This is a genomic window from Pontixanthobacter gangjinensis (assembly GCF_009827545.1).
GTDB lineage: Bacteria > Pseudomonadota > Alphaproteobacteria > Sphingomonadales > Sphingomonadaceae > Pontixanthobacter > Pontixanthobacter gangjinensis.
Genome location: NZ_WTYS01000001.1, coordinates 2,591,684 through 2,617,937 on the forward strand (window position 1 = coordinate 2,591,684; position 26,254 = coordinate 2,617,937).

Annotated in this window: 30 protein-coding genes; 16 read left to right on the top strand and 14 right to left on the bottom strand. The window is 51.3% G+C overall.

The window, feature by feature from the left end; translation table 11 throughout:
- Positions 1-857: 857 nt before the first annotated feature.
- Complete coding sequence (locus GRI36_RS12285) at positions 858-1,574, bottom strand: IS6 family transposase (protein ID WP_160598719.1); 717 nt, start codon at positions 1,572-1,574, stop codon at positions 858-860.
- Here GRI36_RS12285 and GRI36_RS12290 point away from each other — a divergent pair.
- From GRI36_RS12290 to GRI36_RS12315, 7 genes are all read left to right on the top strand, one after another.
- Complete coding sequence (locus GRI36_RS12290) at positions 1,561-2,337, top strand: RHS repeat-associated core domain-containing protein (protein WP_202392170.1); 777 nt, start codon at positions 1,561-1,563, stop codon at positions 2,335-2,337. The genes GRI36_RS12285 and GRI36_RS12290 overlap by 14 nt on opposite strands.
- On the top strand, positions 2,304-2,831 hold the full coding sequence (locus tag GRI36_RS12295) for a hypothetical protein (protein ID WP_160598720.1): 528 nt from the start codon (positions 2,304-2,306) through the stop codon (positions 2,829-2,831). The genes GRI36_RS12290 and GRI36_RS12295 overlap by 34 nt, the downstream gene beginning before the upstream one ends.
- Before the next feature lie 127 nt (positions 2,832-2,958).
- The gene (locus GRI36_RS12300) at positions 2,959-3,915 is read left to right on the top strand and encodes an RHS repeat-associated core domain-containing protein (protein WP_328598390.1); all 957 of its coding nucleotides are present in this window, start codon (positions 2,959-2,961) and stop codon (positions 3,913-3,915) included.
- A gap of 303 nt (positions 3,916-4,218) precedes the next feature.
- On the top strand, positions 4,219-4,347 hold the full coding sequence (locus GRI36_RS13975; protein WP_268893859.1) for a hypothetical protein: 129 nt from the start codon (positions 4,219-4,221) through the stop codon (positions 4,345-4,347).
- 208 nt (positions 4,348-4,555) lie between these two features.
- On the top strand, positions 4,556-5,263 hold the full coding sequence (locus tag GRI36_RS12305) for an RHS repeat-associated core domain-containing protein (RefSeq protein ID WP_235902259.1): 708 nt from the start codon (positions 4,556-4,558) through the stop codon (positions 5,261-5,263).
- Positions 5,254-5,442 (top strand): hypothetical protein, encoded by a 189-nt coding sequence (locus tag GRI36_RS12310; RefSeq protein ID WP_160598721.1) that lies wholly within the window; start codon positions 5,254-5,256, stop codon positions 5,440-5,442. The genes GRI36_RS12305 and GRI36_RS12310 overlap by 10 nt, the downstream gene beginning before the upstream one ends.
- A 97-nt stretch (positions 5,443-5,539) precedes the next feature.
- Positions 5,540-6,787 (top strand): RHS repeat domain-containing protein, encoded by a 1,248-nt coding sequence (locus tag GRI36_RS12315; RefSeq protein ID WP_328598391.1) that lies wholly within the window; start codon positions 5,540-5,542, stop codon positions 6,785-6,787.
- Between the two features lie 286 nt (positions 6,788-7,073).
- Here GRI36_RS12315 and GRI36_RS12320 read toward each other — a convergent pair whose 3' ends face one another.
- Positions 7,074-7,790, bottom strand: a complete 717-nt coding sequence (locus GRI36_RS12320; protein WP_160598722.1) for an IS6 family transposase — start codon at positions 7,788-7,790, stop codon at positions 7,074-7,076.
- A gap of 197 nt (positions 7,791-7,987) precedes the next feature.
- Positions 7,988-8,593, bottom strand: a complete 606-nt coding sequence (locus tag GRI36_RS12325; protein WP_160598723.1) for a TetR/AcrR family transcriptional regulator — start codon at positions 8,591-8,593, stop codon at positions 7,988-7,990.
- A gap of 73 nt (positions 8,594-8,666) precedes the next feature.
- On the opposite strand from GRI36_RS12325, the gene GRI36_RS12330 reads away from it, so the two are divergent.
- Both GRI36_RS12330 and GRI36_RS12335 read left to right on the top strand, forming a co-directional pair.
- Complete coding sequence (locus tag GRI36_RS12330; protein ID WP_160598724.1) at positions 8,667-9,080, top strand: hypothetical protein; 414 nt, start codon at positions 8,667-8,669, stop codon at positions 9,078-9,080.
- Entirely contained in the window at positions 9,077-9,772 is a 696-nt protein-coding gene (locus tag GRI36_RS12335; RefSeq protein WP_160598725.1) for a glutathione S-transferase family protein, read from the top strand. Before GRI36_RS12330 ends, GRI36_RS12335 begins: the two co-directional genes overlap by 4 nt.
- Before the next feature lie 22 nt (positions 9,773-9,794).
- Here GRI36_RS12335 and GRI36_RS12340 read toward each other — a convergent pair whose 3' ends face one another.
- The 5 genes from GRI36_RS12340 to GRI36_RS12360 form a co-directional block, all read right to left on the bottom strand.
- On the bottom strand, positions 9,795-10,211 hold the full coding sequence (locus GRI36_RS12340) for a GFA family protein (protein ID WP_235902480.1): 417 nt from the start codon (positions 10,209-10,211) through the stop codon (positions 9,795-9,797).
- A gap of 69 nt (positions 10,212-10,280) precedes the next feature.
- A complete protein-coding gene (locus GRI36_RS12345; RefSeq protein WP_160598727.1) occupies positions 10,281-10,493 on the bottom strand; it encodes a hypothetical protein in 213 nt (70 codons plus the stop codon).
- A 129-nt stretch (positions 10,494-10,622) separates the two neighbouring features.
- Positions 10,623-11,063: a lactoylglutathione lyase gene (gene gloA, locus GRI36_RS12350; RefSeq protein WP_160598728.1), complete on the bottom strand. Its 441-nt coding sequence runs from the start codon at positions 11,061-11,063 to the stop codon at positions 10,623-10,625.
- A gap of 105 nt (positions 11,064-11,168) precedes the next feature.
- Positions 11,169-11,648 (bottom strand): hypothetical protein, encoded by a 480-nt coding sequence (locus tag GRI36_RS12355; protein ID WP_160598729.1) that lies wholly within the window; start codon positions 11,646-11,648, stop codon positions 11,169-11,171.
- 37 nt (positions 11,649-11,685) lie between these two features.
- Complete coding sequence (locus tag GRI36_RS12360; RefSeq protein WP_160598730.1) at positions 11,686-12,117, bottom strand: hypothetical protein; 432 nt, start codon at positions 12,115-12,117, stop codon at positions 11,686-11,688.
- 157 nt (positions 12,118-12,274) lie between these two features.
- Between GRI36_RS12360 and GRI36_RS12365 the strand changes: the two genes are divergently transcribed.
- Positions 12,275-12,832, top strand: a complete 558-nt coding sequence (locus GRI36_RS12365; protein ID WP_160598731.1) for a TetR/AcrR family transcriptional regulator — start codon at positions 12,275-12,277, stop codon at positions 12,830-12,832.
- A gap of 112 nt (positions 12,833-12,944) precedes the next feature.
- Here the strand turns inward: GRI36_RS12365 and GRI36_RS12370 are convergent, their stop codons facing one another.
- The 5 genes from GRI36_RS12370 to GRI36_RS12390 form a co-directional block, all read right to left on the bottom strand.
- Positions 12,945-13,661, bottom strand: a complete 717-nt coding sequence (locus tag GRI36_RS12370) for an IS6 family transposase (RefSeq protein WP_160598732.1) — start codon at positions 13,659-13,661, stop codon at positions 12,945-12,947.
- Positions 13,662-13,729: 68 nt separating this feature from the next.
- The gene (locus GRI36_RS12375) at positions 13,730-14,644 is read right to left on the bottom strand and encodes an acyl-CoA thioester hydrolase/BAAT C-terminal domain-containing protein (RefSeq protein WP_160598733.1); all 915 of its coding nucleotides are present in this window, start codon (positions 14,642-14,644) and stop codon (positions 13,730-13,732) included.
- A complete protein-coding gene (locus GRI36_RS12380) occupies positions 14,644-14,904 on the bottom strand; it encodes a helix-turn-helix transcriptional regulator (RefSeq protein ID WP_160598734.1) in 261 nt (86 codons plus the stop codon). Before GRI36_RS12380 ends, GRI36_RS12375 begins: the two co-directional genes overlap by 1 nt.
- Positions 14,901-15,524 (bottom strand): hypothetical protein, encoded by a 624-nt coding sequence (locus GRI36_RS12385; protein WP_160598735.1) that lies wholly within the window; start codon positions 15,522-15,524, stop codon positions 14,901-14,903. The genes GRI36_RS12380 and GRI36_RS12385 overlap by 4 nt, the downstream gene beginning before the upstream one ends.
- A gap of 452 nt (positions 15,525-15,976) precedes the next feature.
- The gene (locus tag GRI36_RS12390) at positions 15,977-16,693 is read right to left on the bottom strand and encodes an IS6 family transposase (RefSeq protein ID WP_160598736.1); all 717 of its coding nucleotides are present in this window, start codon (positions 16,691-16,693) and stop codon (positions 15,977-15,979) included.
- Between the two features lie 115 nt (positions 16,694-16,808).
- Between GRI36_RS12390 and GRI36_RS12395 the strand changes: the two genes are divergently transcribed.
- On the top strand, positions 16,809-17,636 hold the full coding sequence (locus tag GRI36_RS12395; RefSeq protein WP_160598737.1) for a class I SAM-dependent methyltransferase: 828 nt from the start codon (positions 16,809-16,811) through the stop codon (positions 17,634-17,636).
- A 246-nt stretch (positions 17,637-17,882) separates the two neighbouring features.
- Here GRI36_RS12395 and GRI36_RS12400 read toward each other — a convergent pair whose 3' ends face one another.
- Positions 17,883-19,304 carry an FG-GAP repeat protein gene (locus tag GRI36_RS12400; RefSeq protein ID WP_407985674.1) on the bottom strand — a complete coding sequence of 474 codons (1,422 nt, stop codon included), beginning with the start codon at positions 19,302-19,304 and terminating at the stop codon, positions 17,883-17,885.
- A gap of 326 nt (positions 19,305-19,630) precedes the next feature.
- Here GRI36_RS12400 and GRI36_RS12405 point away from each other — a divergent pair, with 326 nt between their 5' ends.
- From GRI36_RS12405 to GRI36_RS12425, 5 genes are all read left to right on the top strand, one after another.
- Entirely contained in the window at positions 19,631-19,990 is a 360-nt protein-coding gene (locus tag GRI36_RS12405; RefSeq protein ID WP_160598739.1) for a hypothetical protein, read from the top strand.
- Between the two features lie 475 nt (positions 19,991-20,465).
- A complete protein-coding gene (locus GRI36_RS14115) occupies positions 20,466-21,026 on the top strand; it encodes an Ig-like domain-containing protein (protein WP_202392171.1) in 561 nt (186 codons plus the stop codon).
- 51 nt (positions 21,027-21,077) lie between these two features.
- Positions 21,078-21,539, top strand: a complete 462-nt coding sequence (locus GRI36_RS12415) for a hypothetical protein (RefSeq protein WP_160598740.1) — start codon at positions 21,078-21,080, stop codon at positions 21,537-21,539.
- Between the two features lie 64 nt (positions 21,540-21,603).
- On the top strand, positions 21,604-25,872 hold the full coding sequence (locus GRI36_RS12420; RefSeq protein WP_160598741.1) for an RHS repeat domain-containing protein: 4,269 nt from the start codon (positions 21,604-21,606) through the stop codon (positions 25,870-25,872).
- A complete protein-coding gene (locus tag GRI36_RS12425; protein ID WP_160598742.1) occupies positions 25,826-26,188 on the top strand; it encodes a hypothetical protein in 363 nt (120 codons plus the stop codon). Before GRI36_RS12420 ends, GRI36_RS12425 begins: the two co-directional genes overlap by 47 nt.
- The last annotated feature ends 66 nt before the right edge of the window (positions 26,189-26,254 follow it).

Below are 26,254 nucleotides of genomic sequence, written 5' to 3' on the forward strand. Positions count from 1 at the left end.
CTCGAGTGCTGCTTGGGCTCCGCCCAAGCTACACTCCGCTCAGGTCCGAGGCTAGTCCAGAGGATAAAGCAGCAAAAAGGGCAAGCGGATCAAGAGGCCGTTTTGTGTTTTTCCAAAGGCGTTACTTAGGCGGGCACAAGTTATCTGCTTGGGAAGAGTTTTCATACTAAAGGTCATTATGCTGAACACATCTATAAAAATTATTTTCCGCATATTCTATCTAGCATCTATCGCCATAGCTGCTGTATCAATATTTGGGTATATAGGTAGAATCAGGGAAGGAATTCCCGAAAACGGTTATCCATATAGAGTGGTTTTGTATCTTTTCTTGTATGTTGCTTTCATTTTATCAGTTTTTGTGAACTCTAGAATAAGACCTTTATATATCATTGTAAGTTCTTTGATAATATCTATCGTAATCACTTTCGGAGTATATGAAATTTGGTCTTCTGCAGGTCATCCAAGTAATCTTTCGCAACTTATGGCTAATGCATTCTTGAGCGACATTCTATTTTCTGTTGCGTTAGCGGGACTTTATGCATCTAATATTATTGGAGCGTATATTATCTTAAGTCAGCGCCGAAAAAACCTTAGAAATTAAGGATTACGGTGGAATTACGGTGACACTTTACTTAACCCCTAATTTCTACTCATGGTGGCAGCTTCACCAATTGTGTTGAAAGATCGCTCATGGCCCGTCTACCCCGAGTTGTCCTTCCAGGAATTCCGCACCATGTGACACAGCGCGGGAATGGGCGGCAGCAGACATTCTTTGAGGAGAATGATTATGCGGGTGCTGTCAGTCTAATCGCAACTTGTCTCCGATTGGCATAGCACTTCCCTTTCCCGAACATATTTCAGGCCATAAGGTTTTGCCACTCAGCCAATGCGGCAGAGCGGGCGGTCTTGTAAGTCTGTCTGTCGATTAGATGGCGTTGGGAGTTGAAATGGTTGTGAACATTTGCGTGGAGCGAAGCGAACTTCTGTAACGACTTCATCTGCCGAAATCTGAGCATTGCGCGCTCTCGTCGCCGGAACGGTAAGTGCGAGTTCTCGACCCGATTGTTCTTCCATCTTCCCATCTCGCGGCGGTTTTCATTCCCGAGATCACGCATCGCAGCTGGATAGGACCGAAGCCCGTCGGTCACGATTTTCTCCGCCTGACCATGCCGCTTCAGTGCCTTCTTCAGAAACCGCAATGCAGCCTTCTTATCTCGCTTCTTCGTGACGTAGCTCTCGAGGATCTCGCCTTCCTGATCCACCGCCCGCCACAAGTAATGCGTCTCGCCGTTGATCTTTACAAAGACCTCATCGAGGTGCCAGCGCCAGTTCCGGAAGCCCTTCATCCGGCTAACCCGTTGTCGGCGAATGTCTGCAGCGAACAGCGGACCGAACCGGTTCCACCAAAGCCGCACCGTCTCGTGGCATACATCAATCCCGCGCTCGAAGAGTAGATCTTCAACGTTCCGCAAACTCAGAGGAAAGCGGACATACATCATCACTACGAGCCGGATGATCTCTGGCGAAGAGTTGAAATAGCGGAACGGACTGGCTGATTTGTTGGGTCTGGGCATCGCCCTGCCCTACCCAAATAGCGGCGATTTTCAATCAGGTGCATTTGCTTTGACAGCACCAGCCCGCATGTACTCACCGACGCTGGGCCGGTTTATGCAAACCGATCCGATTGGGTATTCTGATGGGATGAATCAACTTGCTTATGTCGGGAATGATCCATTAAACTTTAACGATCCAACGGGTTTGGCAAAAGTCTGTGTTATTCCCCCGGGCAGCCGCATTCGGAAATGCATTTTGGTTGACGGAGACGGGGATGGAGACGCCGACGAAGACGACATTTCCGGCGCCGATAAGATTGCATTGGGCAGAGCTTTTCGTGGGTTTATACTCGGGACTAGACATAAAGATATCACTGGCTTTGCAAAGCCTGCTAGCGGACAGGGAAGTGAAAACTCTCGGAATTGGGCTTACATAATTGGCCAATTCGCCGGCGCTGTATTTTCTGACGCGGGATATGATTGGAGTAAAGTGAAAGGGATTTGGGTTGGTTATAAGAAGGACGAGCCTGCAGCTTGGAGTGATGGCAGTAGGATAGCGCTCAATACTAAATTTTCATTTTGGAAGAAGAACGCATCTGACGCAGCTCGATTGATACTACACGAATCGTTACATACGAATTATAGTTATTGGGGAGCGAGCAACGCCCCCTGGCGCCTGTATTGGAATCATTCTTGGTTAGACGGTAAAGCTAAAGGATTGCTCAAAGAAGGTGGGTTAGGAGGCGACGGATGTATCGCATATATGGTGTTCAAGAAGTGTTGATTATGCTGAATTTATTTGCGGTATCATGTATTGTATTATTATCGGGATGCACGTCTTATTCTCGAGTCGATCAGGGCTGGACTGTTTTTGAGGCAAAGCGAGGATCACTTGGCATAGGTATTCGAACCAGTGACGCATCTTACTGGGTGGATGATATGGACGCAGAATCGGAGATTGACGGGAAATTGGTAAACTGTTCAAATCACGATAAGATCTGCTTCGCGGGTCCATTTTTTCTCGAAGTTAGTAGAAAGGTATTGAAAAACGCGACAGAATTGGGTGAGAATTTTAAGATACAATCAAGAAATTCTGAATATGATTGTCTATTTTCATACGATCCCAAATTAAATGGCGTGTCATCATTTGAATGCGATAGTATGGATGGCGCGCCATTCCCCGATTACGAAATTTCTTATTGGCGATCGTCAAACAAAGCTCTAAATATCGTTGAGTTGGATCGATTAACAGGGGCTACGATGACAGCGAATTATTGAATTAGCGTGACAGTGAACTAATTTGACACCGCTAGCCGTTTTGACGATATTGCTCGCGTGAGCCGTCTCGCTCGTTTCCTTCTTTCTGGCATTCCGCCGTTATGATCCCTTTGGCCGCCTGTATCAGGTGACCGACAGCGGCAGCAACATCACCCGTTTCCATTATGATCGCGACGCGCTGATTGGCGAATATAATGCTTCGGGCAACCAGCTGCAGCGTTACATTCACGGCCCCGGCGCAGGCGATGATCCGCTGATCCGTTATCCCGGCAACAGCACCGCCAGAACCGATGCGCATTACCTTTATGCCGACCGACTTGGCTCGATCGTGCAAGAGGTGAAGCGCGACGGCACGGTCACCGCGATAAACACCTACGATGCTTATGGCATACCGGGCGCAAGCAGCGGGATTAACAATCTGGGCCGGTTCCGTTATACTGGGCAGACCTGGATACCGGAGCTGGGAATGTATTATTACAAAGCCCGCATGTACTCACCGACGCTGGGCCGGTTTATGCAGACCGATCCGATCGGGTATAGCGACGGGATGAACATCTATACCTATGTTGGCAATGATCCTTTGAATATGGTGGATCCGAGCGGCCTTGCTGGCACAGTAGTGGGCGATCACATCTGTTTTAAAGTTAGAGTTACGGTAGGTAAGAATATCTCTAGAACAGAATGGAGGTGCGTTTACGACCCATTAAATGCGTCCGACAAGAACAGAAGGTACGGAGGGTTTTTGAGTAGGGCTGACGAGCTGAAAGCGCGAGCTAGAGCAAAAGTTGATTCTGGGTTGCCAGGTTGTGGTGGCAGAGCATGCCTACAGGAGCAGATTACTGAAGAAGAAAAATGCGACGCCAGTGCTGAAGCGTCTTCGGGCGCGAGTGCAATCGCGGCGACAGAAGCTGCGGCAGCTTTTGGCCTGGATATTTCTTCCAAAACTAGCATAAAACTACCAAGTGTGGTCAAAGCCGCACGACCGTTCTTGCTCCTTGATTCTGGAAAGTGGACAGCAATCTCGGCAATAACACAAGTATCGTATCAAGTTAGAGGCTGTACAGCCTCCCATAGTGTTGAATGATAATGGAAAAATTGAAATTCGCGATCATCTCGTTGGCTACGGTGAATTTTGGAGGTTTGATATTTTTGTACTTAGAGGATGGCAATTTTCGTGGTTCTGATATATTTTTTATAATCACATTTGTCGCGCTGTTGTCTTTTTCGCTGAGGCTCGATTTACTCGATTCCCGATCGAAATGAGAATGCTTGACGCTGATTAGTTTCTTTGAGTCGCGACGTGAGCAGGGCAGGAAGATGATTAAGTGCTGCTACTGCAATTCCGCCTGCAGGTGTAGCAACTGCTTCCGCGTTATCGGACGGGCAATTGGCTATTTTGGGCATAGCTGATAGGCTTTCGGCGCTTACCATAGGCGCGACTGGCAATGCCTCCGGCACCCAGCTGCAGCGTTACATCCACGGCCCCGGCGCAGGCGATGATCCACTGATCCACTGATCCGCTATCCCGGCAGCAGCGTAGCTAGAAATGATGCGCATTACCTTTATGCCGACCGGCTTGGCTCGATTGTGCAAGAGGTGAAGCGTGACGGCACGGTCACCGCAATCAACAGCTACGATGCTTATGGTATTCCCGGCGCAAGCAGCGGAATTAACAATCAGGGCCGGTTCCGCTATACAGGCAGACTTGGATACCGGAGCTGGGAATGTATTATTACAAAGCCCGCATGTACTCACCGACGCTGGGCCGGTTTATGCAGACCGATCCGATTGGGTATTCCGACGGGATGAATATCTATGCCTATGTGGGCAATGATCCTGTGAACATGGTGGATCCGACTGGGACGATCGCGACCAACTGCAAAACTCACACGACCAAGATCTACTGGATTTATGATTCCAATGGTAATGGGAGGCATGACAGTGGAGAGAAAATAGACCGAATAGATAGACACCAACTTGAGATCTGTTTGCCGGATTTCGTAGGGTTGCAGGATGGGAGGCAACCGACAGGAACTGGGCAAGGTACTAGTGGGGAGTATATCTCTCCCGAACAAGAAGAATATTGCAATAGGAAAAGGGCTGCATCAGCTGCTGCGAGGCGAAAGCTTCCTGGAAGGGTGTCTGATCGCGGTGGTTGGGATGATGTAGCAAATCTAAAGCTTTATCGTGGGACCTATCAAAATAATGCTGACGACATGGTTCGTGTTGGCGTGCCACTTGCTGCATTTGGTACTGCGGTTGCTGGGTTTGCATCTGGAGGCTCGGCATTGGCAATTAGTGGTATAATTGGGGGTGACATTGGTGTCGGTTTTTCGCTTGCTGCGTGGCAGCAGCATTATGTTGAATACGTATCTGCCATTGACGATCGCCTTGAATTCATAAAATTGAAAAAGGCAAATATATGCAAATGAAGCAAAGAAACTATCTAGCGATTTTGTTGTGCCTGACGTTGCCAGGCATGCTTTTGGTTTTGTTCGATGTGATGGGCTATAGCCTTGATCCTGCCATAGATGTTTATCGTATATGGATGGTTGCGATTGCGGTGATGAATTTAATTTTGTATTTTATACAAAAGAAAGAATTAGATTAAATCTTTGAAGATTGATTTAGTTGATTTGTAAAATAACAATGTTCGAAATTCGGTATGAATATTCGAATATTACGATTATTTGATTGATTGACTGACAGTGGCAGCAAAATTACTCGCTGTCTCCTCGCTTGCAATCATCCCCCGGATGCTCACGTATCGTCGATATGATGGCGATGCGCTGATTGGCGAATACAATGCCACCGGCACTCAGCTGCAGCGTTACATCCACGGTCCCGGCGCAGGCGATGATCCGCTGATCCGCTATCCCGGCAGCAGCACCGCCAGAAACGACGCGCATTACCTCTATGCCGACCGGCTTGGCTCGATTGTGCAAGAGGTGAAGCGCGACGGCACGGTCACTGCATTGGGCAGCTACGATGCCTACGGCATACCGGGCTCAAGCAGTGGAATTAACAATCTTGGCCGGTTCCGCTATACAGGGCAGACTTGGATACCGGAGCTGGGAATGTATTATTACAAAGCCCGCATGTACTCACCGACGCTGGGCCGGTTTATGCAGACCGATCTGATTGGGTATTCCAATGGGATGAATATCTATGCCTATGTCGGCAATGATCCAGTGAATATGGTGGATCCGACTGGGATGGCAGGTCTTGGCGGGGCCGGGTGCACTAAACAAACGGGGTTTTGGGAATGGCACTACAGTAACGGAGATATTGAGAAAATTCCTGGCAGCGAGTTTGTAGAGTATAGTGCTGGTTGCGGCGTGGATGACGCTGCTGGGCTCGCTGGTTTGGGAGGAGATGGACTGGGAAGAGGTGGAGGCGGTGACGCTAACCCTAAAGATTATTGTGGTTCCAAAGGGTCAGAGTGGGTTCCCGATGGTGCTTGGGCTGAGGCGTGTAGAAAGCATGACGAGTGCTACACGAGGTCTGATAAAAGTAAGGAAGCCTGTGATGCAAAATTGGCAGGAGATCTGTGGAATGAATGTCAAAAGAACGTAGAATTTCCACTCAGCGTGTATTGTGGCATGCTCGGTCCGGTTTTTGCAACAGGACTAATTCTCATGGGATTTGAAATTCGCCTCTGCGCCCCCCTCCTGCAAGTGGCGCATGTACGCCCTCATTTTTTGATGGCCCGTCTAGAGATGCGTATAATAAGGCACAAAAAGGGCAATAATATGAAAGCTACTATTTATCTATTTATTTTGGCCGTAGGCGCTTTCATTTTGCTTTATTCGATTAGCCACGGCTGTTTCATCTGCTTCACATTCGGAGGATTTGATAATTATGAGAAAGTTGTAAATATAATTGTTTGGTTTATGATGGTGATGATTCTTGCCAATGTTGTATGGCGCTTGATGGGTGAGATTTCAAAAAAATAGCGGGATGATGACGAACAAAGATTTTGTCAAATTGGATGGCTTGATTTTTAGAAATAGATCGTGTTGCAAGTTGTAGTATTAATTGGATCCTGAATGTCAGGGCTAACGCCCCTCTCGATCATCCCTGAGCGAAGCCCCGCCATAGGGGTTGTAATCCGACCGGGGCAATTCCTCCCTCGGCCCAAGGTCCTGCGATTGCGGCGGCATGGCAACCACCGGAGCGGTGCTGTCAGTCTAACTGCAACTTGTCTCCAATTTGCAAAGCTCTCCCCTTCCCCAACATTCTTCAGGCCATAAGGTTTTGCCACTCAGCCAATGCGGCTGAGCGAGCGGTCTTGTAAGTTTGTCTATCGATGAGGTGGCGCTGCGAGTTGAAGTGATTGTGGATGTTGGCGTGGAGCGATGCGAACTTTTGTAACGATTTCATCTGCCGAAATCTCAGCATCGCTCGTTCTCGTCGTCGAAATGGTAGGTGCGAGTTCTCAACCCGATTGTTCTTCCATCTCCCCATCTCGCGCCGGTCTAGATTTCCTAGATCTCGCATTGCAGCGGGGTAGGATCTGAGCCCGTCGGTCACGATCTTTTCCGCCTGACCGTGCCGCTTCAACGCCTTGCGAAGGAACTTCAGAGCCGCCTTCTTGTCCCGCTTCTTCGTGACGTAGCTTTCGATGATTTCGCCTTCTTGATCGACCGCCCGCCACAAGTAATGGGTTTCGCCATTGATCTTTACAAACACCTCGTCGAGGTGCCAGCGCCAATGACGAAAGCCTTTCATTCGGCTTACCCGTTGCCGCCGGATATCGGCAGCAAACATCGGACCAAAACGGTTCCACCACAGCCTCACCGTCTCGTGGCAAACGTCAATCCCGCGCTCGAAGAGTAGATCTTCAACGTTCCGCAAACTCAGAGGAAAGCGGACATACATCATCACTACGAGCCGGATGATCTCTGGCGAAGAGTTGAAATAGCGGAACGGACTGGCTGATTTGTTGGGTCTGGGCATCGCCCTGCCCTACCCAAATAGCGGCGATTTTCAATCAGGTGCATTTGCTTTGACAGCACCGGCGGATAATCTCCGGCGAAGAGTTGAAATAACGAAACCGGCTGGCTGGTTTCCAGGGTCTAGGCATGCCCTGCCCTACCCTAAGTGCCTCAGCCGTCAATTAAGTGCATTTGCTCTGACAGTGCCCGAAGGAAGCATCAAGAGCCGTTTCGAGGCGCGAGCATTTTAAAAAGGTCGAGAAGTGCTGTTTCTCGCGGCTTGCCTGTCACTTTATCATCAAGCGGGACGAACATCCCTGAAAGCCTCATGTCCAGATATCCATGTATCATAGACCAGAAGGCTACAGCCACGGTGTCCCGATCAAACTCCACCTGTGGCATAGATCGCTCGATTTGATCACAGAGTTGGGCATAGATTTGATCCATAATTCTTGAAAGGTCGGGATCGTTTAGATCGATCAAATCACCGCGCCACAACAGCTTGTAGCGGTGTGGATATTCGAAGCCGAAATCCAATAATGTATTGCCGAACACCTCAATCCAAGCATTGGAACCTACAGTTGCCGCGGTGAGACCGTCTTCAACGGAGCTCCGGATTGTTTCAAATTGTCTCTGCGCAAGCGCAGTCAACAACGCCCTCCGGTCCCGATAATGATTGACGGGAGCTCCATGGGAGACCCCGGCTTCGCGAGCTACCGCTCTGATAGTCACGCCTTCCACTCCATCCCTGTCAAGAAGCTTCAGGGCTACTTCAAATAGAACGCGTTTCAGGTCGCCGTGATGGAAGGGTTTCTCTTTAGGCATAACTCATATTGACGCCGTCAATTCGATAGTCAATATAGACACTGTCAATGTCACAGCGAAAAGAGGCCACCGAATGCCGAAGATCACACTCTTGTCCGTCGCTCTTTGTGCATTCGTGCTGTCTGCCGTGATACCGTTTATGGAAATCAGTAACTCGCATCTATTCAATCCCGAATGGCCTAGCCACGCGCGTCTTCATGAGGCTTGGCAACTTATCGCGAACGCTGCGATTTCCATCTTGGCATTTATATTGGTTTGGAAACGCATCGCTCCACGGCTGGGGATTGTCCTTGGATTGATTTTGAGCGCATCCTTCTTGACCGCATGGGCTGCTGGGCCTCTTTATGGAGGGTCGATGGTTCATTCTGACGGCACCAATTTCACAATTGGCGGCATAAGCGTTGTGGTGGTCGGAGTTACGATCATTGCAGGGCTTCTGCTGCTCGGATGGCGTGCGCTTTCACAGAATGGCGGCGTATCAAAATGAGTGTGGTTGTTCACGGATCGCCACTGTCACCTTTCACGCGCAAGGTAACACTCGTCGCAATGGAGAAAGGGATTTCTTTCGAGAGCAAGGACATAAACCCCTACAATCCACCGGATCATTTTGAATCGATAAGCCCGCTGAAACGCATTCCGATTCTGACAGATGGTGCATTCCGGCTCAACGATAGCTCCGCAATCGCAGCATATCTCGATGCGGCATTCCCTAGTCCCAACGGCACAATTATTCCGACCGAACCGAAAGCACTTGGTTATGCCCTATGGATTGAGGAATATGCCGATACCGCACTGTTTGGAGACATTAGCCAAGGTGTTTTCCGACCGACATTTATCAATCAGATGCGCGGCGAGCCAATCGATACTCAAATGATCGAAGAGGCGGTCAGAAACAAACTGCCCGTTCGATTCCAATATCTTGAAAGCGAGATCTCCGGTAAAAAGTATTTCTCTGAGAACCGGCTGACAGTTGCAGATATTGCAGTCTACGCACAACTCGCCAACCTCGACCATGCTGGGCAACTACCAGAACAAGTGAGCTATCCCTACTTGATGGGGCACTACTCCCAGATGAAGGCGCGAGAGACGTCAAAGGCTCTATCCTCCCAAGAAAGTCGGTATCTGAAATTCATGTTAAGTCAGTTGAAGTCATCGTTATCGGTTGATGGTTCAGCTTAAATATTGAGAAGGTAAGATGCATCTAATCGAGAAATTCCTGATGCGCCCTTGCCAGTTCAAAATCTGTTGACCAACGCGGTTCTTCAGCTGTGAATATCCTGAACTTACCCTTCACCTCCGGCTCTCCATTGAGGCAGCCCGCTGGCACGATCATCATTGCCCCGTCACTGCTGGGCCACGGAACACCGGAACCACATTTTCGGCAAAACGATTTCGCGATGTCTCTGTTCGGCACTTTGTAGATTGCGATACCATCAGAACCAGCCAGCCAATCGAAGCTTTCAACATCAATGAAAAGGTTCGATGCGAAAGCCGAACCAGTTATTTTTCTGCACTGATTGCAGTTGCAAAAATAAAGTTTGGCAAAATCATTAACGATCTCGAACAAGATTGACCCGCATAGACAATTCCCTTTAATTTTGTTCGACTTATCGTTCATATTCAATTGGCTCCATTCACTAAATCGGCGATCACTTTGACGCCCATTCCTGCAATCGCCATCTAGGGGTCAATGATAGAAATTTGGAACCCGACCAATCTCTGCGATAATCATTAGATCTAGTATCCAATGAAGCAAAACCAGGAGGGTATGGTGCCGTTTGGCGATATGACCTTCCTCGTGATTTATACTTACCACTCTGAAATGCGGTTTTTTGCCGCCGTTTTCCCAAGAAAAACCACGTGAATCGGTTACGGGCTTGTCAGCCAGATCAAACCGCATCAGCCTCTCCTTCGATATCTACTTCGGCGACTTTACGAGCGAAAATCTAGGACGGGTGCTTTCCCTGGGCGTACAAACATTTGAACCGGATTGTCTGCGAGCGCAGCAGTGGATGCCTCCGCCCACTAGCTATGCAGCGGGTATCCCTATTAACTCGATCTTGTATCCGTCCGGGTCTGCAAGAAATGCGATGTCCTCGCGGTATCCAGTTTCATCCACTGCGTGCGTCATGGGCCCGGCATCGCGTGTTATCGCAATTCCCATGCCCTTCAGCCGTTCGCAGGCCCCATAAATGTCAGCGACCCCCAGAGCCACATGCCCAAATCCGCTTCCATGGGAGTATTCTTCGGCATCCCAATTCCAGGTCAGCTCGATCATAGGTCCATTGCAATCGTTAGCGTACCCCATAAATACCAATGTGAAGCGGCCGTTAGTGAACGTTTCCCTCCGCAGTTCGCGCATGCCAAGCGCATCCCGGTAAAACGCAATGGATTGGTCTAAGTCGCTGACTCGGACCATTGTATACAGGATTGATGACGGGAGAGCGGAAGGTTCGATTGAAGTGTTCATGAATTTTCTCAGTGTGCGAGGGGGCCAAAAACTGGCGAGCGGCACCAGGCCACCCGCCAGCGATAGCTTCTACGTGGCCCAATGGGGGTGGGCGGGCCAGCAGAGCTATTTACAAATCGAGCCGGTGTAGCGGACAAGACCAACGAGATTGTCGGGGTCTCGCAGATCGACGAGTCCGTAACTGCTGAACTGGCCAGTATAACCCTCAAGCGTTCCGCGGGTTACGTCGTCTTGGATATGGTAGGTAATCTCGATCATATACCGACCTGGTTTTCCCGGAATGGCCGTGAGCACGCCCAAGTCCTTGGTCTGAAACGCGCCGCCGTCATCCCGGCCGAAATAATGTTCCATATCCATTTCGAGGCCGGTGGCTGTCTCCCTTTGCGCCGTAATTTTGCCAGCAGCATTTTGGACACTCCCTGTAAGGGCAGCAGAAATAATCATCGGTTTACCTTCTCCTTCGGCGTAGAAGTGAGGGATCGCGACGCCGCCAATAGCCATGCAGCTTTTTGCATGGGCGGTTGAGGTAAAGCTGGCAGCCAAAATGGACGCGGCAACTAGTGCGATTGTAGTTTTCTTGAGCATTGGTCTTCCTTTTTATCTTTGTGAGAGTCCGCTTGGATTAAGCGGCTTGCTTAATGTTCATTGCAGACTGGATATCGGGCAAACGCAGAACCTGCCCCGCCCCCCAGTTGCCGTCGGTAATTTCGTAGAGCATCGTCCAGTGGTTCAGACGCCCCTCCACTGGCCCGACGATATCATCGACAATCTTGCCAATTGCGCTGATAAGCCTCCCTCGGGTGATATCAGTGAGCGCGCCTTCAGGAGTGTGTATGGCGATGCGTAAAGGCGGTGCGTCGATGACTTTCCCACCAACATAAATAGCGTCTTGCGGAAGCTCAAAGTAATGCGCCCAGACAAGTGCTTGCGCAGCGGCATCATCAATTTCGGCGCACTCGGCTTCTAGAATCGCATTGGAAATACGAGAAACCAGCGCTCCCTGCGCTGTTTTGTCCAGCGAATCTTGTGAAGTAATAATCTGAAGGTAAGGCATATTTTTCCTTGATCGGTCAGCAAAGCGCCTAAGCCTTGCATTTATATAATGATCGTTATATAAAATCCGTGAGGATCAGATATATAGCGATCGCTATGCCGTCAAGACATATATAACGATCGTTATATATATTTTTGGAACCGATAAGGAATTGAGTTTGACGAAGCAGGATGAGCGTAAGCTGGAAACAAGGCGCCGGATCCTGGACGCGGCAGGTCGTGGTTTCCGCAGTAAGGGATACGATGGGATCGGAGTTGACGGGCTTGCAAAGGGGGCTGGCGTTACATCCGGGGCGTTCTACGCACACTTTGGCTCGAAGGCGGCGGCATTTGAGGCCGCGCTTATAGCTGGCCTTGACGAAGTCATTGCAGCCGTTCCCGAGTTTCAATTGAAGCATGGCGATGATTGGACGACGGAATTTTCAAACTATTATCTTGGCAAAGCGCACCGCGATAATCTGTCCGGCGGATGCGCTATGGCAGCGTTTTCTCCAGAAGTTGTTCGCGCTAGCGAAAAAACACGCGCGCTCTACGAACAGAAGATGCAAGCAATTGCTGGTTTGGTCGCGGATAAGATGGATGGGGCAAGCAAACCGGAACGACTCGCAAATGCATGGTCCTATCTCAGCAGTTTGATTGGCGGTGTCACACTGGCACGCGCTGTGAACAGCCCTTCATTATCAGACAAAATATTGGACGCTGCGAAGCGAACTTGAGCAGCTCCTAGCAAGGCGAATTGTATTTCAAGACAGGTGGTGTGAAATGGTGCTGTCAGTCTAACTGCAACTTGTCTCCGATTTGCAAAGCTCTCCCCTTCCCCGACATGGATCAGGCCATAAGATTTTGCCACTCAGCCAGGGCGGCTGAACGGGCGGACTTGTAAGTTTGTCTATCGACGAGGTGGCGCTGCGAGTCGAAGTGGTTGTGGAGGTTGGCGTGGAGCGAAGCGAACTTCTGTAACGATTTCATTTGTCGAAACCGTAACATCGCTCGCTCTCGTCGTCGAAACGGTTGGTGCGAGTTTTCGACTCGGTTGTTCTTCCACCGCCCTACTTCTTGGCGATCGAGATTGCCAAGATCACGCATCGCTGCAGGGTATGATTTGAGCCCGTCGGTAACGATCCGCTCCACTTGACCATGCCGCTTCATCGCCTTCCTCAGGAAGCGCAGCGCCGCCTTCTTGTCTCGTCTCTTGGTGACGTAGCTCTCGAGGATCTCGCCCTCTTGGTCGACCGCTCGCCACAGGTAATGCATCTCACCATTGATCTTCACATAGACCTCATCGAGGTGCCATTTCCATTGGCGAAAACCCCGCATTCGGCTGATCCGTTGACGCTTCACATCGGCAGCGAACAGAGGGCCGAACCGGTTCCACCAATGCCGGACCGTCTCGTGGCAGATGTCGATACCGCGCTCCGACAACAGATCCTCGACATTCCGCAAGCTCAGCGGGAAACGGACGTACATCATCACGACCAACCGGATAATCTCGGGCGAGGAGTTGAAATAGCGAAATGGGCTCGCTGGCTTCTTGGGTCTGGGCATCGCCCTGCCCTAGCTGATCAGGCGCGATACGCTAGCCGGTGCATTTGCTCTGACAGTGCCTTTGGGACTTATGACGATTTCGAACAATCAGCTGAGTTACCTTGCAGAAAGTTGGTGGCAAGAAAACGCTCGACCGCATCGAAGTGATCAAGCGGCGCAGTATGCCCGCCTTCGATTGCAAGATGTTCGAAATGGTGTGCAAATCCGTTCTTCTGGAGGCGCTGCTCCATCGAGGCAGACATCTCTGTTGAAGGCCAAGCTTCATCTTTAGTCGCCGATAAGAAAAAAACCGGGCCATTGATTTTCTCGACCGCGATCGAAGCTCTGTCCACGGCCTTTTGATCTTTTAGCATCTCTTCCCAAGTGGCCCTTAGATCACCCTTAATTAGCGGCCATGTCGCGCTTGACGGGACTGGCACAAACGGCAGGTTATTCCCGTCCAAGGTGAATGAAGGAGTGTTCATCGCAATGGTGAGTGCTGGATACACTGCATTTCCAGGCACTATCGCCACGACAGCATCGATGTCGGGATAGTAGCTTCCAAGCAGCAGAGCCAACTCTGCGCCCTTGGAACCGCCAATCAGTGCGACGCATTTCCCGTTAATCTTGGGATTTTTGGCGGCTTCCCGGATTGCTTGGTGGACGCCCTCCAAAGCGATGCGGTCTAGGTTTTGCGGCGTCCCCGTCTCACCAAAATACGCCACCGACAGGAATGAGTACCCCTGCGCGATGAACTCGTCGCGCTGCCCCTTCCAAAAGTCGCTTGCCCAGGCATTGCCGCCTTCGGACCCGCCGAAACCGACGATCAGAGGTTGGTTGTCGCCCTCTCCCAGAAAGAGCTCTGTATTAACTTTGCCATGGTTTTCTGGCAGCGTCTGATCATCAAAGCTGAGCAGCAAATAGGCGTAGGAACCAATTGCCAGCACGACTAGCGCAGATATCGAAATACCTACCCATTTTAACAACTTGATTGACTTGGTCATCATGAATCCTTTTCGGTTCGGGCCTGAGCAGCAGCGTGACCCAATTCCATATCTTTCCAGAAAAACAGCTCATCGACACTACATCCAAATGCAGCTGCCAATTTCATGGCCAGTTCCAGAGATGGGGCATATCGGCCCGTTTCTAGGGCCACAATTGTTTGGCGTGTGACGCCCACGATTTGGGCGAGTTGCGCCTGGGTCATTTCGGCTTGGTCAAAGCGGCACCGCCGAATGTTATTGCCTATCTGAAGGGTAGTCATTCGACAGGACCTATGGCGTTATTGGCATCGGTATCTCGGGCATATTCAATCAATTGGACTACATATTTGATCAATAAAGACGCGACGATTATCGCAATCTGGATATTGGCGGCCATGAAGAGTGTCAGCGATTTTCCCTGAATTGGCGGGAGAAATCCCATAACAAACGAAAATACGACCAGACCTGCGATCAAGGATACAAAGCCCGCTTTTGTCCCACGCGCGATAATCGTTTCGTCGCGCTCATCGCGGTTACTGCCTGCCTTGCTCACTACAAAGCTCACGCCAATCATCGCCGCTAGTATTGTCCATGAATCTATCGCGAGATAAGTCCCTTGGCCGACGTGGAAGTCTATGTCCGGATAGGCGAGCGTCACGACCTGATGCCCAAAAAGCAGCGCAGTCCCAATAGCATAAAAACGCACATTTCTCTCAGGGGCACTCGGCTCCAATCCGGTTGTTTTTTCTAGTTTTGCCCATCGCCGCCATGCCCACATAGTCCATGCGACGAGAACCAGCGCGCCGATCCAGCCAGTCGGGAAATTCAACTGGAGGGACGCTAGTGCAAGCAGAGATCCGATTACTAACGCACCGCATATGGCAATGATACTTCTTGGCATTAGCTAATCTATTCCTTGTCTGGTTTACAGGACATAGTGTCTGGTGAACCAGACATCAAGCAATAAGTCAAATTGCCCTGAAGTGGGCGTTCAGATCACAGCTTCCGAAAGTTAGCTTCCCACGCCAGTTGGCGCTGACAGTCATCGTAAACGAAGCGCGGTTTGCAGAGACAATAGCGGCGGCGCGGTCTTTGCGGACGGTTGTTCTTGTGAGCATTCCTCTGCCGTTTACCAATGCGAACTATGATCCACGCAACCAGACCTGAAATTTAGAAAATGCGGATCCATCATGCTCTTCGTTGCCATCATAATTGCATCAGCACTTGTATCATTGATCCCCGCCGGAGTGGTGAAGCTATTGATGTCATTGGTGTTTGGCAGGTCAGCTGGTGCTGTCAGTTCAATCGCAACTAGTCTCCGATTTGCGTAGCTATCCCCTTCCCCGGCATGACTCAGGCCATAAGGTTTTGCCACTCAGCCAGGGCGGCCGAGCGGGCAGTCTTGTGAGTTTGTCTATCGATCAGGTGGCGCTGTGAATTGAAGTGATTGTGGAGGTTGGCGTGGAGCGAAGCGAACTTCTGTAACGATTTCATTTGTCGAAACCGTAACATCGCTCGCTCTCGTCGTCGAAACGGTTGGTGCGAGTTTTCGACTCGGTTGTTCTTCCACCGCCCCACTTCCTGGCGATCGAGGCTGCCAAGATCACGCATTGCTGCAGGGTACGATTTGAGCCCGTCGGTGATGATCCTTTCCGCCTGACCGTACCGCTTTAGTGCCTTCTTCAAGAACTGTAGAGCTGCCTTTTTGTCGCGCCTTTTGGTCACGTAGCTCTCGAGGATCTCGCATTCTTGGTCGACCGCACGCCACAAATAGTGGGTCTCGCCGTTGATCTTCACAAACACCTCATCAAGGTGCCAGCGCCAATGACGAAAGCCTTTCATCCGGCTGATGCGCTGGCACCAAATGTCTGCTGCAAACATCGGTCCAAAACGGTTCCAATACAGTCGCACCGTCTCGTGGCAAACGTCAATCCCGCGCTCGAACAGCAAGTCTTCAACGTTCCGCAAACTCAGCGGGAAACGCACGTACATCATCACGACCAGGCGGATAATCTCGGGAGATGAGTTGAAATAGCGAAACGGACTGACTGACTTGGATGGCCTTGGCATCGCCCTGCCCTACCCGTTCAGCCCGCGATTTCAATCAAGTGCATTTGCTTTGACAGCACCCTTCCGACTGTTGTCAAGCTTGTGCTACCAGAGTGCGGGTTCTGGAGTAATTCAAATGGCACTCGAAGCTGAAGTATCTGCACATTATGCCAACGGTAGGCTGCTCGAACGGATTCTTGAAGCGCTCAATGAAATGGGGATTTCGCCCGCTTCTGCGACACCAAGGGATTTGAAATCAGTTGACGAATTTCACGTCGGTGGAATTTCAGCGACGACTGCATTGATCGATCAACTTGAACTAAAACCAGAGATGAAGGTTCTTGATATTGGTTCCGGCATTGGTGGCACCGCCCGTTTCGTTGCGGGAGAAACGGGAGCACACGTTACAGGCGTGGACCTAACGCCAGAATACACCTCCACAGCGATAGCCTTGAGCAAGTTAGTCGGCATGGACGATGCGACCGACTTCCAAACTGCCAGCGCGCTTAATCTACCCTTCGATGATGACAGTTTCGATGCTGCCTTGATGCTTCATGTTGGCATGAACATCCCCGATAAGTCCGCACTTTTGGATGAGGCCGCACGCGTGCTGCGCCCTAATGGTCTATTCGCAATTTACGACATCATGAAAGTTGGAGCTGAGCCGATCTCATTGCCGGTTCCGTGGGCAAGCATCGGGAAGAACTCTTTTCTTGTGGACCTTCAAACATATCGAGAGGCGTCGGTTCAAGCGGGATTTGCGGAAGTTTCAAGTCGCGACAAGACGACAACAGCGCTCGAATTTTTTGCCGAGCAGAAGCTACGCAGTGGGGCCGATGGCTTACCAGCAGTCGGGTTGCATATTCTCATGGGAGCCGACTTTCCAACGAAGCTCGCTAACATGGTCAGCAATATTTCGAATGGACGGATTGCACCCACAGAGCTCATTCTCCGATTAGGATAGTTGCCTCTGACGATAGTGCTCCAATGTCCGCTTCCCACCCCAATTGAGGCCATTTAGCAGCGCCTCGAACTTCGCCAAAAGCAGATTGGCAGCTTTCCGCGCCTCGCACACAAATGCGGACCGCCAGCTAACGACCCAATAGCGGACATTATGGGAAACAGTATCATATGTTCGAATCGGGATCGCTCCCAGACTTATAGTAACGCTAGAATCATGATCTTCGCCCGGTCCTTTTTGACGCCTGCATTATTCATTGTGTTTCACGATCTTCTCAATGCTGCTTGGAGACGCAGAGGTGTTTTTACGATCAAAATTAAATATGTAGGCCGCGCCTGATTCACTGCCGCGGTCCTCATTTCGAACCGCTGCGATCAACGCATTCTTGTGAGACATTGCGACGCTCCAACCCAGCAAATCGCCGGATGCACCATCGTCAGCCGTTAACTTGGTCAACAGTGTCCAAGAGTTGCCAGTGCGTTTGAACACATAGGCAGCGCCGGAATCATCACCTCGATCATCTTGATGCATTGCGCCAACTAGTGCTGTGTCTTCGTGGAGCGCAACGTCACGTCCGAATCTATCATCTGCTTCGCCGTCTGGAGCAACCAGCTTTGCTTGCTGGTGCCAAATCGTTCCATTCCGCGTAAATACATATGCAGCGCCCGCATCTACGCCCATAACCTTGTCATCATCTCGCCGTGCTGAGATCAGAGCGGTGTCACCAGACATAGCGACACGTACACCAAAAATATCAGTCTCTGCGCCGTCTGAAGCCGTAAGTTTAGCTTGCTGAACCCAATTATCTCCAGAGCGAATGAACACGTACGCGGCACCTGCGTTGGTGGCCCTTTCGTCGTTCAGATCGGCGCCAATCAGGACCGTATCGCATGTAAGTGCCACGCTTATGCCGAACAGGTCGCCACTTGCTCCATCTAAAGCGGTAAGCTTAGCCTGCTGGTCCCAAACCATTCCGTTCCGAGTAAACACATAAACGGCCCCCGAGCCATCGCCCTTATCATCATCATGCGGTGCTCCGACCACAATCGTTTCGCCAAAAATTGCGACATTCTGCCCAAATGCATCATCCGCATCACCGTCCGACGCCGTTAGTTTGGCCTGTTGCTGCCAAGCGTGACCCGAGCGCTCGAACACATAGACCGCCCCGGCATTATCGCCGTTTTGATCATGGCCAATGGCACCCGCAATCGCGATATGGCCCGAAATCGCCACATTCCCTCCAAGCGTATCACCCGCCTGGGCATCATGAGCGGTGAGTTTGGCTTGCTGTTGCCAAGTGTTTTTGAAGCGAGTGAAAATATACGCAGCGCCCGTATCTACGCCCTTAGTTTCGTCATCGGCTCGAAAGGCCCCGACTATCGCCGTATCCTCGGATATCGCAACGCTAAAACCGAAGAAGTCCCCTGGAGCTCCGTCGGCAGAATGAATTTTGTTTTGCGCAGGCCAGATGAAGGAAGGGGCTGGAGCATGAGACGGCAAAACCGGGCGGACATGACCGTCAATTAGAGGCGCTTTTTTGGTTCGGTTGATTCCGATAGTTTCGCAATTATTGGTTTCGGTGGCACTGTTCCCGATAGTTGGGGCCGATAGTACGGCACTTAATAACAGCAGTCTTGTCACATTTCGCATGCGATCACTCTTTCTGTACATGCTCAAACCACCTACGTTTTGGATATAATACTCACATATGCTGCATGTTATGGCCGTGGGGAACACGATAGCTAGTTTGTTCGGCAAAATTCACTTGCCGTTCGATTAACAACATCGGCAGCGAGATTATCGCCCAATCCATTGAGGCTGCAAATAAATGTCCGCAAATGGGTCGTTTGCAGACCGTCTGCAATTGGCAGTGCATCGCTGAAAGCGAACTTTCCCCTAACGACCCAAGAGCCGACGTTATGTAGGGGCTACCTTGATTGAATGGTGAGCTGCGCTCAGGTAGGCTTCGAGAGGGTAGTGTTTTGAGGCGTCAAAGATTGATCTGGTTTGCTCTCGGAGCAGCTGTTTCTGCACTTGCGGCTATGCTCGCTCGCTTGCTCATTGTGCCGGCTGACGAACTGCATTCCTACCTCGCAGTGTCGGAGCGACCGTATGTGGAAGGAGAGATCGAGAGAATCGAAGAGATCGCTTCAACGAGTGGCCAATTGCTCCGAGAATGCGGCGCGAAGGAGTTTTTCATCAAGCCATCGAATGGGCTCGACGGAGTGCCGTTCGCGCTCATAAAGATCGTCCCGGAAAACGATCTCGCCATTCATTGTGTCTTCGAGAAGGCGAGGGATGAGGGCCACCCATTATATGTGCAGATGCTGACGGAACAACAAGCGCAAGTTTATTGAGATCTCCGCTGTCCAACCCATTAGCGGACATTGGGCCGCTTCTAGCATTTCGCTAAAAGCGGAAAGTCCGCTAATCCTGCCTTTCAGATAAAAACAGCCTGTCTGCTAACGACCCAGTTGCAGTCAGTCAGGTTTGGCAGGATTGGCTGCAGAGTGGGCCTAATTAGGCAGAACCATTTAGTTTGAACTAGGGGCTTGCAGGTGCAAGATCTCCAACACACGAAGTAGTGTAGGTTCCCGTTTGAAATTTTTTTCAGTGAAGCAATAAATTAAACTGGAAAGACCTCCAAAATACCATTCTGCCAGACATATGGCATATCTCCACATCATTCCCTTGGAGTTTTATTACTATTCACAGGGCCTGCCTAAGTTAATTTGCTATTTTGTCATCAATCCCATTATGCATAGCGAATAATAATTCGTGGGGCTTGATTTGAGAATGAAAGCAAAACACCTATTGGCTTCGAGTGCGATAATGCTCGTACTAAGCGCTCCAGCGGCTTTGGCGCAATCGACTGAGAAGGAGAATGAATATGATTCTCTTGGACGACTGATTGTTGCTGAAACGACGAACGGGCCTAATGCAGGCGACGCTCTTTCCTTTTGCTTTGATGAAGCGGGGAATCGGATAGACCTTAAGTCTGCGGATAATGGCACTGCTGCGAACTGTGCCGCTCCGCCGCCAGCTCCGCCGCCGCCACCTCCCGCGCCTCCACCACCTCCGCCACCACCTCCGCCGCCTTCAAACAATCCGCCTGTTGCGAATTCTGATTCAGCCACGATGTTTTGTGATGGGATATCGACTGTCAATTTGACCGCAAATGACACCGACCCTGAGGGTAATTATCCTTTGAACTTATTGGCGATTTCCGGAGGGGGCTTTGCGACTGCTTCAGTGGCCTCGTCGAGTTCGGTCTCGGTTGATGCTGGCCCGGTGAATGGAACGACAAGCTTCTTTTACACGGTCGAGGACTCTCTCCTCGCGAGCAGCACGGGAAGCTTCACAGTGACGACAGTGGGATGCGGAGGCTTCTAGCTTAACTGTTCGAAATGGCAGCGCGATTTGGAAGCTAATGGAGATTGATCGATGAAAGTTTTCGCAACAACAAAATTGGTCGGTGCAGCATGCGCACTGTTACTCACACCTGTATCCCAGACAGTGGTGTGGGCCCAAGATGCAAGACCCGCTCCGCCTCCGCTGACCGCGCAAGATGTCGAGCCAGTATGCATGAGTGGAGCGTTTCGGAATGTGCCGCAGGTAACTGAATCTCGCAGAGGTCAAGCGTTCCGGATCGTTGTTGCTGCGCGAGATGTGAAGAACCTTGAGGTGAACGGTTTTAGCGTCGTTGATTGCAAAGTTGCTGATCTGGCCACGGCTGTTCGGCGCGGTGGATGGCGCGACGAGATCTGTGAGCTGGCATCCGCAGGCAATGAAGCCGTCCAAAATCAATTGGAGCGCGTCTACGGCGTCAGACCTTCAATATTGTGCGGAAGCGCAGAGTTGGTTGCAGGTGCCTGGGAGCGAGGTCGAAGTAGCAAGCCTGAGTAGGCAAATGGGGCCTACTTCCTACGAAAATTGAGAAATAGAAGATCAAATCAACGGGGCTTTAGAGATGCAAAATAGGGCAATTCTTCTTTCAACGGCGGCCATCCTTCCATGCCTCGCTTTTGCGGCGCCGCTTGCAGCCCAAAGCATAACTCTTGACCCGCCTCCCATTAGAGCACCGCTTGATGAAAGCGGTGTTGATTTGTCCTCGGGCGCAATTGTGACGCCGTCTTCCACCGTGGCGATTGGCGGAGGCGATGGGCTTGTCCACTCGCGTTACAGAGTGCCCAACGGTTGGCGGCATAACTATATCTTGTCGATAGCTAAGGGCGCAATTCCAAATTTTGGAGATGAAACTCGCAAAGTCCAAATTGGCGGCAGCACTGCTGAGTTCATCAAAGTCGGGGCGGACTATATTGCACTGCATGGCGAGCAAGGGACGCTCACCGAAGATGCAACCGAATATACCTACACCACGGCTGGCGGCGCGATCTATAATTTCAGCAAAACACTCGTTGCCAATGGCGAAAGTTATTATGAGGCGGTTGAGGCGGTTGGCACAACCATCATATCTCCCTCGGGATCGAAAACGACACTGACTTATCGCGGCGATTCCTATCCCTTTAGCGGGACGATGTATGTTGTCCGTCTGCAATCGGTAACCAACAATGCAGGTTATCAACTGAAGTTCGATTATCCGGTGGACACCCCGACCTCTGCAAATGTCGATGATTGGTACCGGATCGATAAAGTCACGGCGATCAACAATTCTCAGGAATATTGCGATCCAGCGGCGGATAGCTGCAGTCTTACCGGCACTTGGCCCTATCTTGCCTATAGCGAGGCGACATCTGGGAATGATAAGCTTGAGACCGTCACCGATGTGCTCGGCAGGCAGGCGCGGTTCCGCACGGATTCTTCATCGCGCTTAACAGGCGTCAAGCGTCCGTCTGAAACCACCGATGGCATGGTGGTTTCCTATGACGGAAATTCTCGTGTATCGGCGGTTACGTGGCAAGGGCTTTATGCTCGCAATTACACTTGGTCGAACGATGCCAATGGTAACCTGGTGTCGGTTTCCGATGACAGCCTTGGCAGGGAACGAACCGTTGTTACCGATCAGGACGAAGGCGTAATCAAAAGCCAAGCCGACGCCCTCGGCAACACAACCACTTTCACCCATGACAGCCAAAGCCGCGTTGAAAGCGTCACCGCGCCCGAAGGCAACAAGGTTGAATATACCCGCGACGTTCGCGGGCGGGTGACAGAGGTTCGGCGCATTGCCAAACCCGGTTCGACCTTGCCCGATATCGTTACCTCTGCAACCTATCCTGCGGCATCGTCCAGCTATCCTTATGATTGCACGGTCAATGTCACGTGCGACAGTCCGACATCGACAACCGATGCACGCGGCAACACGACCAACTACACCTATGATCCCGTCCATGGAGGTGTCCTGACGGTTGAATTGCCAGCCGACCCTTCGGGAACGCGGCCCAAAACCACTTTTGCCTATGCGGATCAGAGTGCGCGGATCAAGAACAGCGCTGGCAATCTGGTGATTGCGGCTGACCCGATTACAAAACCGGTTAGCATTGCGCGCTGCCGCGTCGGGGCGAGCTGCTCCGGCACCACAAATGAGCAGGTGGTGGAGGTCACCTATGACAACACCCAGGCCGAAAACCTCCAGCCCTATCAGGTCACCCGCAAAGCAGGCGATGGAACGCTCGCAGCAACCTCAACGCTTACTTATGATCATCTGGGCAATGTCCTGACCGCTGACGGGCCGCTGGCAGGAACGGTGGACTTATCGCGCAACCGCTATGATGATGCGGGGCAGTTGGTCGGGACGATCTCGCCCGACCCCGATGATGGCGGAGCGCTCAAGCGCCTTGCATCGCGGGTGACTTACAATGATGATGGTCAAGTCACAATTCGAGAAAATGGATCGGTTGCGGGTTTGACGGATACCGATTGGGCTGGCTTCACGGTCGATACTAAAGGCGTCACAACCTATGACGAGTTTGGCCGGACCAAAACATCCGCGCAAGTTGGCGTAACCGGCACCGCGCAATATTCCATCGCGCAATACAGCTATGACGCCGCAGGCAGGCTTGATTGCGCCGCGCAGCGGATGAATGCGGCCTACACCAGCTCTTCACTTCCAGCTGATGCTTGCACACCCATGACAGCAGGCGCATTTGGCGAGGACCGGATTTCCAAGCGCCTCTATGACACTGCCGACCGCGTCACATCTGTGCGCTCCGGCGTCGGCACCCCGTTAGAACAAGTCACCGCTCAAATGGATTACACGGCCAATGGACAAACCACTTGGGTGGAGGATGCCAAGAATAACCGCACGACCTATTTGCAAGACGGGTTTGATCGCAATTACCGCATCACCTACCCCTCGGACACCACGCCGGGCACAGCCAATCCTGCCGATTACGAACAGATCACCTATGATCCGGCAGGCAATATCCTCACCCACCGAACAAGGCGTAATGAGACCTTCAACTACACCTATGATAATCTGGGCCGCGTCACGGTAAAAGACGTTCCAACCCGCTCGGGCTTGGCAAGCACGCACACCCGCGATGTATATTTCGGGTATGATCTGTTTGGCGGTCTGACCTATGCCAATTTTGACAGCGCGAACGGCGAAGGGCTCAGCTTCACTTACAACGCGCTTGGCCAAGTTATCAGCGCCACCACCGATCTTGACGGGCAGAGCCGCACGCTTGGCTATCAATATGATGTTGCCGGGCGGCAGACGCGCATTACCCATCCTGATGGAGCCTATTGGACCAATGTGTGGGACAACACCAACCGGCTTAAATATCTGAAGGATCAGGGCAATGCCTCGCTAATCACCCATGCATTTTGGCAAGGCGGACAAGCCTCTCGCAGAATGCGCGACAGCTCCGCCCCCGATGATTTCTTCTTTCTCGATGCGGCCAAGCGTCTGGACGAGATTTTCACCGACCACCCCGTCGCCACTTATGATGTGCGGCGCAGCTGGACGCTCAATCCGGCGGGGCAGGTCGCTGATGAAACGATGAACAACAATTTGTTCGCTGATGATCCGTTGCCCGTGGCTGATGTTGCCTACTCCCCCAACGGGCTCAACCAATATGCGCAGGTTGACGGCTTTGCCCAGACTTATGATCTGAATGGCAACCTCACGATCAGCCGCCAGTCAGATGGGCAGGGTGGGACGCTCAGCACCAGCTTTGTCTATGACACAGAGAACCGCTTGGTCAGCGCATCGGGCCAGAACAATGTCGGCCTGCGCTATGATCCGTTTGGCCGCCTGTATCAGGTGACCGACAGCGGCAGCAACATCACTCGTTTCCATTATGATGGCGACGCGCTGATTGGCGAATACAGTGCCTCGGGCACTCAGCTACAGCGTTACATCCACGGCCCCGGCGCAGGCGATGATCCGCTGATCCGCTATCCCGGCAACAGCACCGCCAGAACCGATGCGCATTACCTTTATGCCGACCGACTTGGCTCGATCGTGCAAGAGGTGAAGCGCGACGGCACGGTCACCGCGATAAACACCTACGATGCTTATGGCATACCGGGCGCAAGCAGCGGGATTAACAATCTGGGCCGGTTCCGTTATACTGGGCAGACCTGGATACCGGAGCTGGGAATGTATTATTACAAAGCCCGCATGTACTCACCGACGCTGGGCCGGTTTATGCAGACCGATCCGATTGGGTATTCCGACGGGATGAATATCTATGCCTATGTGGGCAATGATCCTGTGAACATGGTGGATCCGAGTGGGATGGAAAAATGTGAGGATGGCACTGACCAACCCGATAACTGCGACGATAACGGCGGGCCAAGAATAATAACAGTTTATGGCATTTTTAGTGAATTTGGAGCTGGCGCTGCCGCTTTGTATCTCTCTAATTCGAGCCAAATTGCTACTTTCGATTTAGCAGACACGATTCCTTTTTTAACGATTATTGCCGAGCCAATTCAGGGGCCGGAGTTGCCGCAAATGGAAATGGAAGATCTTGCTGGCACATTCAAATGTGTGGGCGGCATAATTGTCGGAGCTGTTGGTGGAGCTGTTGGAATCGATGTTTTCGGTCTAATCGACTCGACATTAGCAAAACGCAAACGCCTTGACACCGCTCCAATCCAAACTGCAGATGAGGCGGCGCGTAGTGGCGGCAGGTTGGAGCGGAGATCCTGGCGGTCGTCTATTGTCGGTGGTGCCAAGACTTTGGGCAGACTAACCCCGGTCGGACGCTTCTTGGCAGCTGGCTATGGAGGATACCAAGGATACCAGTATTCTTGCGGAGCGGGTGAATAATTCAATGGTTTTGAGGAACATCGCCTATGTAGGCTGGATCTGGTTGCTTATTGGATCGCCTATCGATGAGGCGCTTGCCATCGTCCTGTGTTCAGTTTCATTTCTGCTCGCATGGGCCGTAGGTTCAAAGAACCTCTATCAACAGTATGGCAGCGCAGCACGAGACCTGATCATCAGATCTGGAATTCTCATCACCATCTTTACTGCCCCTTCTTTCGCAAATGTGCTTTATGACCTACAGTTTAACAAATTTATTGCCATCGTAACCATATCAGTGGCGGGCTGGCTCGTGCTCTCGCGTTACAGACTTGTGTGAGACTTGACGCAAATTCCGGGTCTCTTCGGCGACAGTATACTTATTTTGCAGTGCCCATTACCTCTA